The organism is Streptomyces sp. 17_S59 (assembly GCF_056930295.1).
In genome coordinates this window covers 1,249,428-1,263,589 of the sequence record NZ_JBXOWD010000001.1, presented here as the reverse complement: position 1 = coordinate 1,263,589, position 14,162 = coordinate 1,249,428, and the positions used below count along the sequence as shown (strand labels likewise).

The window sequence follows — 14,162 nt, the reverse complement described above, 5'->3', positions numbered from 1 at the left end:
AGGGCCCGTCAGCTCTCCAGGGCCTTCCCCACCCGCCGGGAGACCGTGAACGCGTACAGGTCCAGCACACCGGGCGGCTCCGCCAGCCCCGGCCCGCCGGCCCGCACCCAGGCGGCGATGTCGGCCAGCGCCTCGTCGTCGTTGACCAGCCCCAGCCAGACGGGCCGGCCCCCGGCGGCGCGGCCCGCCGCCGACGGCTGCACCACCACGACGTTCGCCTGGTCGCACACGTCCAGGCACTCCGAGGCCCGCACCTGTGCGGCCCCCGCCACGGCCTCCCGCAGCCTGCCGATCTGCCCGGCGTGATCCACGCCGGGCACCTTGCGGGCGTCGCCGCAGCAGCAGCCACGGCACACCGTTATCCGGCAGGGGGCGGTGGGGGCTCGGTCGGAGTTCTTGATCACCGGCCGATGATACGCAGCGGAGGTGAAAAGGAGCCCGCGTCCACTCGTGCCTGCCACCGGCGCACCGCGGCCCGGTGAACAATCGCCACGGCCGGAACACGCGGACGTGCCCCGGCGGCACCGAAGGGAACGACCGATGGACAGTGCGAGACATCCGCACCGCAGGACTCTGCTCGCCGGCGGCCTGGCGGCGGCCGCGGCCGCGCTCTCGGCATGCACCTCGACGAGTGCCTCGACGGACAGGACGGCCTCCTCGCCCTCCCCGGGGGCCTCGCCGGCCACGCCCGACGCGGCGTTCGCACGGCTGATGGACGGCAACAAGCGCTGGGTGAGCGGGAATCTCCAGCACCCCGACCGGGATCCCAGCCGGCGCCAGCTCGTGGCCCAGAAGCAGAACCCGTTCGGGGTGATCGTCTCCTGCATCGACTCCCGGGTGCCGCCCGAGCTTCTCTTCGACACCGGGATCGGTGACCTCTACGTGATGCGCACGGGCGCCCAGGCGGTCGGCCCGGTGGTCACGGGATCCGCCGAGTACGGCCCCATGACGGGCGGCACCCCGCTGATCTTCGTACTCGGGCACCAGCGCTGCGGCGCCGTCGACGCGGCGTACAAGTCGCTGCGCGACGGCAAACCGCTGCCCGGAAACCTCCAGGCGATCGTCAAGGCCCTGCGGCCGGCGTACGACCGGGCGCTCAAGGAGGGCGGTTCCGACCCGGTCGACACCATGACCCGCGCACAGATCAAGCTGACGGCCGACGACCTGCGCGCCAACGCGGACCTCGGCCCGCTCGTGAAGAAAGGAGCCCTCGCCGTGGTCGGCGGCTACTACTCGCTCGACACCGGCGCGGTGGAGATCCTCACCGGAGCGCCCTCCCGGAGCGGCACGTCGTGATCACCTCCGGAAACAAGAAGAACCCCAGCGAAGCTGGGGTTCTTTCTCTGGTGTCCGAGGGGGGACTTGAACCCCCACGCCCGATAAAGGGCACTAGCACCTCAAGCTAGCGCGTCTGCCATTCCGCCACCCGGACCAGGTGTTTGTCTCTGCGGGGTGTTCCCCGCGGCGACATGGAAAACAATACCAAACATTCGACGGTGCTCGATCACGCCCCGGTCCCGGCCGCCCCCGGGCGGGGAAGATCGTTGCGGCCGTGTGTCGGCGGCATTGCGGCCTTGGGCCGGGCGCCCGGGCGGAGGCAGGATGGCGGGGGAACCGAGCCGGGCGCCCCGGTATGCGCGGGGCTCCGGCGGCCAACCACGAGGAGGCAGCGTGAGCGAGTCGAAGCCGGCCACCGCCGGCCCGGGCAGGGCGGAGCCCAGCGGCGAGGACGAGGTCGTCGGCCTGTGCCGCGACCTGATCCGGATCGACACCAGCAACTACGGCGACCACTCGGGGCCCGGCGAGCGCGCCGCCGCCGAGTACGTGGCGGAGAAGCTCGCCGAGGTGGGGCTCGAGCCGAAGATCATCGAGTCCCGGCAGGGGCGGGCCTCGACCGTGGCCCGGATCGAGGGCGCGGACCCGTCCCGGCCCGCGCTGCTGATCCACGGCCACACCGACGTCGTGCCGGCCAACGCTGCCGACTGGACCCACGACCCGTTCTCGGGGGAGATCGCGGACGGCTGCGTGTGGGGCCGCGGCGCCGTGGACATGAAGGACATGGACGCGATGACGCTGGCCGTCGTGCGCGACCGGCTGCGCTCGGGCCGCAAGCCGCCGCGCGACGTCGTGCTGGCCTTCCTCGCGGACGAGGAGGCGGGCGGCGTCTTCGGCGCCCGGCACCTGGTCGACCACCACCGGGGCCTCTTCGACGGGGTCACCGAGGCGATCGGCGAGGTCGGCGGCTTCTCCTTCACCGTGAACGAGAACCTCCGCCTCTATCTGATCGAGACCGCCCAGAAGGGCATGCACTGGATGCGGCTCACCGTGGAGGGCACGGCGGGCCACGGGTCGATGACCAACACCGACAACGCGATCACCGAGCTGTGCGAGGCGGTCGCCCGGCTGGGGCGGCACCGGTTCCCGGTGCGCGTCACCAAGACCGTGCGGGCCTTCCTGGACGAGCTGTCCGACGCGCTCGGCACCCCGCTCGACCCGGACGACATGGAGGCCACGCTCGCCAAGCTCGGCGGGATAGCGAAGATCATCGGGGCCACCCTGCGGAACACGGCGGCGCCCACCATGCTCGGCGCGGGCTACAAGGTCAACGTGATCCCGGGGCAGGCCACGGCGCACGTCGACGGCCGCTTCCTGCCGGGGTACGAGGAGGAGTTCCTGGCCGACCTCGACCGCGTCCTCGGCCCCCGGGTCAAGCGGGAGGACGTGCACGCGGACAAGGCGCTGGAGACCACCTTCGACGGCGACCTCGTCGGGGCGATGCAGTCGGCGCTCAAGGCCGAGGACCCCATTGCCCGGGCCGTGCCGTACATGCTCTCCGGCGGCACCGACGCCAAGCATTTCGACGACCTGGGCATCCGCTGCTTCGGCTTCGCGCCGCTGAAGCTTCCCCCGGAGCTGGACTTCGCCGGCATGTTCCACGGCGTGGACGAGCGGGTGCCTGTCGATGGTCTGAAATTCGGGGTGCGGGTGCTCGACCGCTTCCTGGATCAGTGCTGACAACCGTTCTGAACGGACGTACCTCTGTGCGTTATTGGCGCTTTCTTAGCCGGAAAGAGTGAACGCCTTCGGGGGTGCGTAGCCCAATTCCCGCCTTGTCGTTACAGGTGTGCGGTCCGCGGCTGGGACCGCATTGCCAACAAGGAGGAATCCATGCTCAAGAAGGTCGTCGCCGCTGCGGCAGCCACCGGTGGTCTCGTGCTTGCGGGGGCGGGTATCGCCGCCGCGAGCGACGGGGCCCAGGCGGCTTCCGTGAACAACCCCGGCGTCGTCTCGGGCAACGTCGTGCAGGTCCCGGTGGAGGTGCCGGTCAACGTGTGCGGCAACACGATCAACGTTGTCGGGCTGCTCAACCCCGCCGTTGGCAACACCTGCGTCAACAAGTGACGTTGTGTCTCGATCCGTGAGGGATTGAGGCAGGGCGGCTCCGGAGTGCACGCCATGCGCTCCGGGGCCGCTGGGCTTTGGCCCGCTTTCCGCGTACGGACGGCTTGCCGGCCGGTCCGGGCGCATTCCGCATGGCAAAAAGCAGGAGGGGCAAGACGAAATGCGACAGGTCACCAAGAAGGGCCTGATCACCGTAGCGGCGGCGAGCGGGGTACTCGCCGTGACCGGCGGCTACGCTCAGGCCGACTCGGGTGCCATGGGCGCCGCGGCGCACTCGCCGGGCGTCGGGTCCGGTAACACGGTCCAGGTTCCGGTGCACGTGCCGGTGAACGCCTGCGGCAACACCGTGAACGTGGTCGGGCTGCTCAACCCCGCGACGGGGAACCGGTGCTTCAACGGCGGTCACGCGCACGGTGGCCACGGCCACGGGGGCAACGGCCACGGGGGCGCGCTCGCGACCGCCGACAACTCCGGTTCGCCCGGTGTGGCCTCGGGCAACACCGTCCAGGCGCCGGTCAGCGTGCCGGTCAACGCCTGCGGCAACAGCGTCAACGTCGTCGGCATCGGCAACTCCGCCACCGGCAACGAGTGCGCCAACCCGGGCGGTGAGTGGCAGGGCCACCAGGGCGGTCACGAGCAGCAGCCGCCGCAGGAGCACAAGCCGGGCCACCCCGGCGGCCACGAGGGAGGCCATGAGGGTGGCCACCAGCCCGGCGGGCACCACAACCCGCCCGCCGAGCAGCCCGGCCACCAGCCGGCCCACCACGACGGCCCGCAGTCCCCGGCCGGTCACCACAGCCCCGCCGGTCACGAGGTCAAGCCCGCCGCCGAGGTGAAGGACGCGCACCGGGCCCCCGCCCAGGTGCTCGACGCGCACCGGCCGGCGACCAGCATGACCGAGAAGGCCGCGGAGCTGGCGCACACCGGTGCGGGGCAGCTCGGTGCGGCCGGTGCCGCCAGCGCCGGCCTGCTGCTCGGTGGCGCCATGCTCTACCGCCGTGCGCGGGGCGCCCAGGGCTGACCACGGTCGGCCCGCCCGGTCCTACGGGCCGGAACGGCAAAGGAGCGGGCCCCGCAGCCGCGGGGCCCGCTCCCTCGTGTGCACTCCGTGGGTGTTCGCTCCGTCACCAGGTGGCACGGATCTGGCGGATGATCCGGCGCCGCAGACGCACCCTGCGGCTGCCGTCGGGGTAGAGGCGTAGTCGGTCCAACTCCCAGTGTCCGTACTCGGCATGGTCGGTGAGCAGACGTGTGGCGGCCTTCCGGGAGACACCCCGGGGCACATACACATCACAGAATTCGTATTCCGGCATCGCATCTATTGTGCGGGAACGGGCCCGGTGCGGATAGCGTCTGCACTATGTCTGATGCTGCGCAGCCAACCGCTGCCGAGGTACGGGCCGCCGCCGAGGCGGTCAAAGCCGCTCTGGACCGCCACCTCGAGGCCGTCGAACGCCGTTCGGGGGAGGACGACCCGGCCGTCTACGCCGCGTTCAACGAGCTGGCCGCGACAGCCGAGGCGTACGACGAGCTGCTGTACGACGCCTATGACGAGGTCACCCCGTTCGAGATCCCCGGCGACGACCGCCTGCCCGCATACGCCGGGCCGGAGGAGCCCAGCGCGCTCAGCGTGCTGATCCGCAGGGACTACGCGGTGGCCGAGCCGCAGCGGCTGCTCTCCCAGGCCCGGCGCGTCGCCGACCTCGACCCCGATGTCGACCTGGACACCGGCGCGGGTGGCGGGGCGGGAACCTCCGGTGGCAGTGTGCACGCCGCCGTGGGAGTGCTCTTCGGGGAGTACGAACCGGATGAAATCGCCTCGCGGCACAAGGAGTTCGGGCTGGAGGAGGGCGACTCCACGCTCTGGGTGGCGGTGACCGACGAACTCGCGGAGCCGGGGGACTGGCTTCAGGCACCCTTCGACCAGCCCGATCCGCAGCGGGTGGTGTGCCGTTTCGACGTCAGTGCCGTCTTCGACGAGGAGGAGGACCTCGACGACGACGGCCTCGATGACGGCGACGGTCTCGACGACGACGGCCTCGACGATGGCGATGACGACGAGGTCGACGTCGACGTCAGCGAGGAGCAGGTCGGCCGGGGCCCCCGGGCCCGGCGCCGCTGACGCGCCGAGGGGCGCCCGGCGGCCTAGGGGGTGTCCGGTGCGGTTCGGTAGCGCCCCGAAGGGGCGCGGGGAACTGCGATCAGCCACGATGCACCCGCAGGTGACGCACCGGACTTCCAGCGGAGCGCTCAGGTGGTGCCGCCCTGCGGGCGCAGCAGCGCCTGCAACCGGGTGGTCCGCTCCTTCGCCGGCACCTCGGCCACCGCGCGGGCCAGCGCCTGGTCCACGCCGTGCACGACGGACAGATGGTGCTCGGCCCGGCCGAACGCGGTGTAGACCCACGCCCTCGTCAGCGACGGCGCCGCGTCGCCCGGCAGCACCACGACGGCGGCCGGCCAGCGCGTCCCGGCCGCCTGGTGCGCCGTCACGGCCCAGCCGTGGCGCACCTCCTCGCCCACGCGCTCCGGCGGCACGACCACGGGCGTGCCCGCGCAGTCCAGGTGCAGTCCCGCCGCGTCGGCGGAGACCACGGTGCCGGGGACCATCCGGCCGGGGGCCGGCACATACGCCACGCGGTCGCCCGGGTCGAAGCCGCCGAACCGGCCCGGGCCGGGGTTGAGCCGCTCCTTGAGCGCGGCGTTGAGCGCCCGGGTGCCGGCGGGGCCGCCGTGGCCGGGGACGATCACCTGGGTGCGGTCGGCGGGCACCCCGATGGCGCGCGGCACGGAGTCGGCGACCAGCTGCACGGTGCGGTGCACGGCCTCGCCCGGATCCCGCACCGGGACGATGACGACCTCCTTGCCCGGGGCGTCGACCGGGTTCAGCTCGCCGATACCGATGCCCGAGACCAGCTCGCCGAGCGGGCCGGGGTCGGGGGTGCGCGAGACGACCGCCGGGCAGGTGCGGGACGCCAGCACGTCCGCGAACACCCGGCCCGGGCCCGCCGACCACAGCACGCCGGGGTCGCCGCTCAGCACCAGCCGGGTGCCGTCGGCGAGCGACTCCACCAGCAGCGCGGCCGTCTCCACGTCCAGCTGGGGGGCGTCCAGGACGGCGAGCAGGTCGAGCGCGAGCGCACCGTCCTCGTCGCGCCCCGGGCCCTCCAGGCCGGACAGCAGGCCCGCCACCGTGACGGCCTCGGGCACGCCCAGCTCGGCGAGGCGGCGCCGGCCGTCCTCGGTGTGGGCGGCGGCGCAGGCCCGCAGGCCCAGCCCGGCGGCGGCCGTGACCAGGGCGGCGGGCTCCGCGCGGGCGGCCTCGCCGCCGCTGTGCGCGACCAGGCCGGAGGCCGCGGCGGCGCGGATCAGCCCGGCCGCGGAGGGGGAGGGGGCGGCGTCCGCCGCGGCCGCCCAGTCGGCCTCCGGCAGGGCGGCGTTGAGCAGCCGGCCCAGTCCGTCGGCGAGGCTCTCCTCGGCCATGGCGTAGCGGTCCAGCCCCAGGAGGAGGGAGACCGGAGCCTCCGCTTCCGAACCCTCGGGCTCCTCCTCGCCCTCCTGCCCCTCCTGGAACACCAGCACCGTGCCCTCGGCGATGGCGGCCTGCAGCGCCTCGTCCGGGTCGGGGACGGAGCGCTTGCCCAGCTCGGCGCGGAGGGCGGCGGCCTCCAGCACGGTGTGCCCGGCCAGCGCGGCGTGCTCCAGCAGCCAGACGGCCAGCGCCCGCGCCCGCCGCTCGTCCCCGGGGCCGCACTCCGGCCCGAGGAGGGTGCGCGCGAACCCGTCGGCCTGCTCGGGCCGGACACCGGGCACGCCCAGCAGCAGCCAGGGGTCCTCCCGCAGGGCCTCGGCGGCCCCCTCGCCGAGCGCCTGGGCAGCCGGGCCCGCAAGCTGCTCCGGCGCCCCGCCCGCGGCGAGCACCTCCAGGAGCCCGGCGCCCGGCACGACCACCGGCCGGGCGGCCGCGCGGGCGGGCGGTGCGTCGGAGCGCGGGGCGGGCCGCGCGGGACGGGCCGGGCGGGCGGCCGGTTTCGGCTGGGTGAAGAACGACGCCGCGGACCGCTCCCCGCTCTCCACGGCCCGCACGGCGGCGGCCAGCGCCTCGACGGCGGCGGACCGCGGCGCGGCCGCGGACGGCTCCGCGCCGGCGGGCGCGGGCCCGGCCCCTTCTCCGGAGGGGGCGGCCTTTCCGGAAGGAGGCGCCTCCTCCGCGGGCGCGGCGGTGCCCTCGTCGGCGGGGTGACGGTGACCGTCGTCGTTGGTCACAGCGTGCTCCAGTCCTGATCGGGATAGCGGTGCACGGGCGCCGACACGTCGTCGAGCGCCTGGCAGATCTCGTCCGGAAGCGTAAGGGCCTCCACTGACAATGCGGCCCTGAGCTGCTGCGCCGTGCGGGCGCCGACGATCGGCGCGGTCACCCCGGGCCGGTCGCGCACCCAGGCCAGGGCCACCTTCAGCGGGGTCGTGGCGAGCCCGTCGGCCGCCGTGGTGACCGCGTCGACGATGCGGTTCGCCGCGTCGTCCAGGTACGGGGCGACGAACGGCGCCAGGTGCTCGGAGGCGCCCCGCGAGCCGGCCGGGGTCGAGCGGCGGTACTTGCCGGTGAGCACGCCCCGGCCGAGCGGCGAGGCGGCCAGCACGCCGACGCCCAGGTCGAGCGCGGCAGGCAGCACCTCCCGCTCGATGCCGCGCTGGAGCAGCGAGTACTCCATCTGCGCACCGGCCAGCCGGGTCCGTACGCCCGGCGCCGCGAGCTGCCAGGTCGCCGCCTTGGCCAGCTGCCAGCCGCAGAAGCCCACCACCGCGGCGTAGCGGGCCCGGCCGCTGGCGACGGCCAGGTCGAGCGCCTGCAGGGTCTCCTCCAGCGGCGTCGCGGCGTCGAAGGCGTGCAGCTGCCACAGGTCCACGTGGTCCGTGCCCAGCCGCTCCAGGGAGGCGTCCAGGGCGGCCAGCAGGTGGCCGCGGGAGCAGTCGACGCGCCGTGCGGGGTCGAGGACGCTGCCGGCCTTGGTCGCGAGGACCACGTCCTGGCGCGGGACGAGATTCTGGAGGAGCCGCCCCAGGAGGTACTCCGCGCCCCCGTCCGCGTAGACGTCCGCGGTGTCGACGAGCGTGCCGCCCGCCTCCCAGAAGGTCCTGAGCTGCTCGGCCGCGTCGTGCTCCCCGGTGTCCCGGCCCCAGGTGAGGGTGCCGAGACCGAGCCGGGACACCCGCAGGCCCGTACGGCCGAGATGCCTTTGTTCCATGAGCGCTGAGGGTACTGGCCCCGCCCTGCCGCCAGGGTCCCCCGGGGCCGACCGGTGACGTACCCGGGGTGTGCGCGCTAGAGTCCCGGCAACAAAGACGTTACTGATCAGTAAGGGGTGCCGGATGGGCCGGATGAAGCTCGGAATCAACCTCGGCTACTGGGGTGCCGGGATGGACGCGGACAACCTCGCGGTCGCCCGCGAGGCCGACCGGCTCGGCTACGCGGTCTGCTGGGCCGCCGAGGCCTACGGCTCCGACGCCCCCACCGTGCTGTCCTGGGTCGCCGCGCAGACCGAGCGGATCGACGTGGGCTCGGCGATCTTCCAGATCCCGGCCCGTACGCCCACGATGACGGCGATGACCGCCGCCACCCTCGACACGCTCTCCGGCGGCCGCTTCCGCCTCGGCCTCGGCGTCTCCGGCCCGCAGGTCTCCGAGGGCTGGTACGGCGTGAAGTTCGACAAGCCGCTCGCCCGCACCCGCGAGTACGTCGACATCATCCGCAAGGCCATGTCCCGCGAGCGCGTGACCCACGAGGGCGAGCACTGGACGCTGCCGCTGCCCGGTGGTCCGGGCAAGCCCCTCAAGCTCACCGTGCACCCCGTGCGCGAGCACATCCCGCTGTACATCGCGGCGATCGGCCCGAAGAACCTGGAGCAGACCGGCGAGATCGCCGACGGTGCGCTCGTCGTCTTCTTCGCCCCCGAGCACGCCGAGGAGACCACCCTCGCCCACCTCCGAGCCGGCCGCGCCACGGCGGGCAAGGACCTGACGGGCTTCGACCTCGTGCCCACCGTTCCCATGGCCGTCGGCGACGACGTGGACGCCCTGGCCGACCTCTTCCGCCCGTACACCGCCCTGTACGTGGGCGGCATGGGCAGCGCCAAGCAGAACTTCTACAACAAGCTCGCCCGGCGCATGGGCTTCGAGAAGGCCGCCGCCGAGATCCAGGAGAAGTACCTCTCCGGCGACAAGGCGGGCGCCGCCGCGGCCATCCCCCGCGAGCTGATCGACTCCACCACCCTGCTCGGCCCCGTGGAGCGCATCGCCGACCGCATGCAGGCCTACGCGGACGCCGGGGTCACCACCCTGTCCCTGGCCCCCGCCGGGTTCACCCTGGACGAGCGGATCGCGGGCCTCCGGGCCGGCGTCGAGGCGCTGGAGCGTGCGGGCCTCGCCTGAGGGGAAACGGATTTCCGCGGCCGTGGTGGGGGCTCGGGGGTTGTCCTCCCCGCCACGGCCGACACCGAGCACAACGCCCGGGCGGGCCGCTGGTTACGCGCCGGAGCGGCCCGGAATTCCCCGGCGACGTCCGTCGTTCGGCCGAGCGCGCGCGGCCTCTGATTGCCGCCCCCTCCGCCTGGCACTTGACTTTGTGCCTACGGAGGTGGAAGCCATGCCCACGGCCAGAAGTCTGTTCCAGGAGGTCCTCGACGACGACGCGGCCTACCGGCTGTTCTGCTCCGTCGCCGCCAGCGGCGAGGCGCAGGGCGGCTGGGAGAACGGCCGCATCGCCGCCCTCGTGCCCGAACGCCACCGGGCCCTCGCCCCCAAGATCGCGCGGCATGGCGCGGACGAGGACAAGCACGGCCGGATCTTCACCGCGCTGCTGCGCAAGCGCGGTCTGGAGCCGGTCGCGGTGCCGCCGGAGACCGACTACACGATGCTCCTCGAACGCCGGGGCATCGGCCTCGCGCACGACAAGCTGCGCGCCGACGAGCCCCTGACCGAGCGGGACATCGTCGTCTACCTCGCCCACAGCCGGGTCACCGAGCAGCGCGCCGCCGAACAGATGGAGCTGCTCGCCAGGCACTTCGGCGGCCACCCCGAGATCGGCAGGGCGATCCGGATGATCTGCGAGGACGAGGCCGGCCACCTCGCGTACTGCCACGAGGAGCTGCTGGCCCTCGCCGCCGCCGGGCACGGCCGCATGATCCGGTCGGTGCTGCGCGAGAGCGCGCTGGCCGAGATCGCCGTCCACCGGGACGTCAGCCTCGCCGTCATGGCCCACATGGGCCGCATCCTGCGCTGGCCCCGGGCCAAGTCGGCGGTGCTCGCGGCCGGCATCCGCACCCTCTACGCGTACGAGCGTCTGGCCGGCTGGCGGCGGATGGTCAGCCTCCGGATGCCGGAGCGGCGGAACGCCCTGGGCGGCCCGGCCACCACGGCCCCCGAGTACACCTGACCGGCGGGCGCCCCGGCCGCGCCCTCACAGCCAGCCGCGCCGCTTGAACAGCCGGTACAGCCACAGCACCAACCCGGCCATCAGCGCCACCACCAGCGGATAGCCCCACGCCTGGCGCAGCTCCGGCATGTACCGGAAGTTCATCCCGTACACCCCGGCGATCATCGTCGGGACGGCGGCCATCGCCGCCCACGCCGAGATCTTGCGCATGTCGTCGTTCTGCTGGACCCCCATCTGGGCGAGATGGGCGGACAGGATGTCCGAGAGCAGCCGGTCCAGCCCCTCGACGGACTCGTTCGCCCGCGCCAGGTGGTCGCTGACGTCCCGGAAGAACGGCCGGGACTTCTCGTCGATGAACGGCAGGGCCGCCGTGCCGGACGCCCCGGACAGCCGCGCCAGGGGCTCGATCAGCGGGAGCGTCGCCCGCCGGAACTCCACGATCTGGCGCTTGAAGGAGTAGATCCGGGACGCCGTGTGCCGGACGTCCTCGCCCAGCGGGGCGAACACCTCGGCCTCCAGCTCGTCCAGATCCGCGTGCAGCAGGATCGCCACGTCGGTGTAGTGGTCCACGACCATGTCGCACACCACGTAGAGCACCGCCGTCGGCCCGTGCCGCAGTATGTCCGGATCCCGCTCCAGCCGATTGCGGACCTGCGCCAGCGGGGTGCCCTCGCCGTGCCGGACGCTCACCACGAAGCAGTTCCCGACGAACAGCATCAGCTCGTCGGTGGCGACGGTCTCCCTCGTGTCGTCGTAGACCACGGGCTTGAGCACCATGAACAGCGAGTCGTCGTACACCTCCAGCTTCGGCCGCTGATGGGCGTGGAGCGCGTCCTCCACCGCCAGCGGGTGCAGCTCGAACTCGCTCCTCACCAGGTCGAACTCCTCCTCCGTCGGCTCGTACAGCCCGATCCAGACGAAGGACTCCCCCTCGGCCCGCGCCACCTCCAGCGCATGCGACAGCTCGGCCGGGCCCTCGACCCGGCGGCCGTGCCGGTAAATGGCGCAGTCCACGATCACGCAAGGCATTCTTCCGCCCAACCGTCCGCCGTACACCCGCCGGACGCCGTACGGCGGTCGTAGGCTGGCGGACATGCCCACCCTGATCCTGGTCCGGCACGGCCGGTCCACCGCCAACACCCGGGGCGTGCTCGCCGGATGGACCCCCGGCGTGGCCCTGGACGAGCGCGGCGCCGCCCAGGCGGCCGCCCTCCCGGACCGGCTGGCCGGGATCCCCCTGGCCGTGGCCGTCACCAGCCCCCTCCAGCGCTGCCGGGAGACCCTCGCCCCGCTCCTCGCCGCCCGCCCCGGGCTGCCCCTGCACACCGAGGAGCGCATCGGCGAGTGCCACTACGGCGACTGGTCCGGGCGCAAGCTCGCCGAGCTGGCCGACGAGCCGCTGTGGCGGACCGTCCAGCGGCACCCGTCGGCCGCCGCCTTCCCCGGCGGCGAGTCCGTGCGCGCCATGCAGGCCCGCGCGGTGGACGCGGTACGGGACTGGAACGCCCGGGTCGAGGCGGAGCACGGGGAGGACGCGGTCTACCTGATGTGCTCGCACGGCGACATCGTCAAGGCGGTCGTCGCCGACGCACTCGGCCTCCACCTCGACCTCTTCCAGCGGATCACGGCCGACCCCTGCTCGGTCACCGCGATCCGCTACACCCCGCTGCGCCCGTACCTGCTGCGCCTGGGCGACACCGGCGAGCTGGCCGGCCTCGCCCCCCGCGAGGACCCCTCCGGCACCGGCGACGACGGGGACGCGGTCGTGGGGGGCGGCGCGGGAGCACCGTGATCGCCGTGCGCAGTAGGGTGGTGACGGACCCACTGACCACTGCAAGACCACCGAACCCAATGGAGCAGGACGTTGTCCCGTCAGGTGTTCCTCTATGACCCGCCGGACCGCTTCATCGCCGGTACGGTCGGGCTGCCGGGCCGCCGCACCTTCTTCCTCCAGGCCAGCGCAGGCGGCCGGACCACCAGCGTGGCGCTCGAGAAGGCCCAGGTGGAGGCGCTGGCCGAGCGCATCGACGAGCTGCTGGACGAGGTGGTCCGGCGGACCGGCGGCAACGCCCCGGTGCCCGCCGTGGCACCCCTCGAGTTCAGCGACACCGCCCCCCTGGACACCCCCGTCGAGGAGGAGTTCCGGGTCGGCACCATGGCCCTGGCCTGGGACGGCGAGAGCCAGCGGATGGTCGTGGAGGCCCAGGCCCTGGTGGAGCTGCAGGCGGACACCGACGAGGACCTCGCCGAGGCCGAGGAGCGGCTGCTCCAGGACGAGCTGAACGGCCCGCCGATGCTGCGCGTGCGGATCACCGGGACCATGGCCCGGGCCTTCGCCAAGCGCGCCCTGGAAGTCGTCAACGCCGGCCGGCCCCCGTGTCCGCTGTGCAGCCTGCCGCTCGACCCGGAGGGACACGTATGTCCGCGCCAGAACGGATACCGTCGCGGAGCGTGACCCCGCAGGAGCTGCTGACCCACGGCGAGCTGACGGTCCGTGGACGCGTGCGCGGGGCGTCCAACGCGGTGCTCTACTGCACGGTCGAGTACGAGGGCGTGAGCGCCGCCTGCGTCTACAAGCCGGTCGCGGGGGAGCGGCCCCTGTGGGACTTCCCCGACGGCACGCTGGCGCAGCGCGAGGTGGCCGCGTACGAGCTGTCCGAGGCCATGGGCTGGGGGCTGGTCCCGCCCACGGTGCTGCGCGACGGCCCGTACGGCGTGGGCATGTGCCAGCTGTGGATCGAGGCCTCGGCCGACGAGTCGGCGCTGCTGGCCCTCGTCGAGGGCGAGGAGCCGGAGCCCGGCCCCGGCTGGAAGGCGGTGGGCTACGCGGACGTGGGGGAGGAGCGGCCCGCGCTGCTCGTCCACGCCGACGACGAGCGGCTGCGGCGGCTTGCGGTGCTGGACGCGGTGATCAACAACGGTGACCGCAAGGGCGGGCACCTGCTGCCCGCGCCCGACGGGCGGCTCTACGCCATCGACCACGGTGTGACGTTCAACGCGGACGACAAGCTGCGGACGCTGCTGTGGGGGTGGGCGGGGGAGCCGCTGACGGAGGAGGCGCTGGGGGCGCTGCGGCGGCTTTCGGCCGAGCTGGGGGAGGGGCGGGCGCTGGCCGCGCGGCTCGCGGAGCTGATCACGGCGGCGGAGGTGGATGCGCTGCGGGCCCGGGTGGCCGACCTTTTGCGCACGGGGCGCCACCGAGAGCCGAGCGGCCAGTGGCCGGCCATACCGTGGCCGCCGGTGTAGGGGCGCCTGCGGCGGGTCTTTTCCCCACCCCGCCCCTTCCCGAAACCGGGGGCTCTGCCCCCGGACCCCCGGTCCTCAAACGCCG

15 protein-coding genes and 1 tRNA gene are annotated in these 14,162 nt (G+C 73.7%); 10 read left to right on the top strand and 6 right to left on the bottom strand.

Annotated elements, in window-relative coordinates; genetic code table 11:
- Positions 1 to 8 precede the first annotated feature (8 nt).
- Positions 9 to 404, bottom strand: a complete 396-nt coding sequence (locus AC1Z4A_RS05385) for a (2Fe-2S) ferredoxin domain-containing protein (protein ID WP_483676673.1) — start codon at positions 402 to 404, stop codon at positions 9 to 11.
- A gap of 136 nt (positions 405 to 540) precedes the next feature.
- On the opposite strand from AC1Z4A_RS05385, the gene AC1Z4A_RS05380 reads away from it, so the two are divergent.
- The gene (locus AC1Z4A_RS05380) at positions 541 to 1,296 is read left to right on the top strand and encodes a carbonic anhydrase (RefSeq protein ID WP_483676672.1); all 756 of its coding nucleotides are present in this window, start codon (positions 541 to 543) and stop codon (positions 1,294 to 1,296) included.
- Between the two features lie 48 nt (positions 1,297 to 1,344).
- Here AC1Z4A_RS05380 and AC1Z4A_RS05375 read toward each other — a convergent pair.
- Positions 1,345 to 1,432: transfer RNA gene (locus tag AC1Z4A_RS05375), tRNA-Leu, on the bottom strand.
- A 239-nt stretch (positions 1,433 to 1,671) separates the two neighbouring features.
- Between AC1Z4A_RS05375 and AC1Z4A_RS05370 the strand changes: the two genes are divergently transcribed.
- From AC1Z4A_RS05370 to AC1Z4A_RS05360, 3 genes are all read left to right on the top strand, one after another.
- Complete coding sequence (locus AC1Z4A_RS05370; RefSeq protein ID WP_483676671.1) at positions 1,672 to 3,015, top strand: M20/M25/M40 family metallo-hydrolase; 1,344 nt, start codon at positions 1,672 to 1,674, stop codon at positions 3,013 to 3,015.
- Between the two features lie 153 nt (positions 3,016 to 3,168).
- The gene (locus AC1Z4A_RS05365) at positions 3,169 to 3,402 is read left to right on the top strand and encodes a chaplin family protein (protein ID WP_483676670.1); all 234 of its coding nucleotides are present in this window, start codon (positions 3,169 to 3,171) and stop codon (positions 3,400 to 3,402) included.
- A gap of 160 nt (positions 3,403 to 3,562) precedes the next feature.
- Positions 3,563 to 4,423, top strand: a complete 861-nt coding sequence (locus AC1Z4A_RS05360) for a chaplin (protein ID WP_483676669.1) — start codon at positions 3,563 to 3,565, stop codon at positions 4,421 to 4,423.
- A 103-nt stretch (positions 4,424 to 4,526) separates the two neighbouring features.
- Here the strand turns inward: AC1Z4A_RS05360 and AC1Z4A_RS05355 are convergent, their stop codons facing one another.
- On the bottom strand, positions 4,527 to 4,715 hold the full coding sequence (locus tag AC1Z4A_RS05355) for a DUF5703 family protein (RefSeq protein ID WP_483676668.1): 189 nt from the start codon (positions 4,713 to 4,715) through the stop codon (positions 4,527 to 4,529).
- A gap of 47 nt (positions 4,716 to 4,762) precedes the next feature.
- On the opposite strand from AC1Z4A_RS05355, the gene AC1Z4A_RS05350 reads away from it, so the two are divergent.
- Entirely contained in the window at positions 4,763 to 5,524 is a 762-nt protein-coding gene (locus AC1Z4A_RS05350; RefSeq protein WP_483676667.1) for a hypothetical protein, read from the top strand.
- A gap of 128 nt (positions 5,525 to 5,652) precedes the next feature.
- Here AC1Z4A_RS05350 and AC1Z4A_RS05345 read toward each other — a convergent pair whose 3' ends face one another.
- The gene (locus AC1Z4A_RS05345; RefSeq protein WP_483683508.1) at positions 5,653 to 7,767 is read right to left on the bottom strand and encodes a helix-hairpin-helix domain-containing protein; all 2,115 of its coding nucleotides are present in this window, start codon (positions 7,765 to 7,767) and stop codon (positions 5,653 to 5,655) included.
- Positions 7,662 to 8,645 carry an aldo/keto reductase gene (locus AC1Z4A_RS05340; protein ID WP_483676666.1) on the bottom strand — a complete coding sequence of 328 codons (984 nt, stop codon included), beginning with the start codon at positions 8,643 to 8,645 and terminating at the stop codon, positions 7,662 to 7,664. Before AC1Z4A_RS05340 ends, AC1Z4A_RS05345 begins: the two co-directional genes overlap by 106 nt.
- Before the next feature lie 133 nt (positions 8,646 to 8,778).
- Here AC1Z4A_RS05340 and AC1Z4A_RS05335 point away from each other — a divergent pair, with 133 nt between their 5' ends.
- Together AC1Z4A_RS05335 and AC1Z4A_RS05330 are read left to right on the top strand one after the other, a co-directional pair.
- Entirely contained in the window at positions 8,779 to 9,828 is a 1,050-nt protein-coding gene (locus AC1Z4A_RS05335; protein WP_483676665.1) for an LLM class F420-dependent oxidoreductase, read from the top strand.
- Between the two features lie 214 nt (positions 9,829 to 10,042).
- Positions 10,043 to 10,831, top strand: coding sequence for a ferritin-like domain-containing protein (locus AC1Z4A_RS05330; protein WP_483676664.1), 789 nt, complete (start codon positions 10,043 to 10,045; stop codon positions 10,829 to 10,831).
- A 24-nt stretch (positions 10,832 to 10,855) separates the two neighbouring features.
- On the opposite strand, the gene corA is transcribed toward AC1Z4A_RS05330, so the two are convergent.
- Entirely contained in the window at positions 10,856 to 11,860 is a 1,005-nt protein-coding gene (gene corA, locus AC1Z4A_RS05325; protein WP_483676663.1) for a magnesium/cobalt transporter CorA, read from the bottom strand.
- Positions 11,861 to 11,924: 64 nt separating this feature from the next.
- Between corA and AC1Z4A_RS05320 the strand changes: the two genes are divergently transcribed.
- The 3 genes from AC1Z4A_RS05320 (at position 11,925) to AC1Z4A_RS05310 (ending at position 14,077) form a co-directional block, all read left to right on the top strand.
- Entirely contained in the window at positions 11,925 to 12,623 is a 699-nt protein-coding gene (locus tag AC1Z4A_RS05320) for a histidine phosphatase family protein (RefSeq protein WP_483676662.1), read from the top strand.
- Positions 12,624 to 12,695: 72 nt separating this feature from the next.
- Entirely contained in the window at positions 12,696 to 13,286 is a 591-nt protein-coding gene (locus AC1Z4A_RS05315; RefSeq protein ID WP_483676661.1) for a DUF3090 domain-containing protein, read from the top strand.
- The gene (locus AC1Z4A_RS05310) at positions 13,250 to 14,077 is read left to right on the top strand and encodes an SCO1664 family protein (protein WP_483676660.1); all 828 of its coding nucleotides are present in this window, start codon (positions 13,250 to 13,252) and stop codon (positions 14,075 to 14,077) included. The genes AC1Z4A_RS05315 and AC1Z4A_RS05310 overlap by 37 nt, the downstream gene beginning before the upstream one ends.
- Positions 14,078 to 14,162 lie beyond the last annotated feature (85 nt).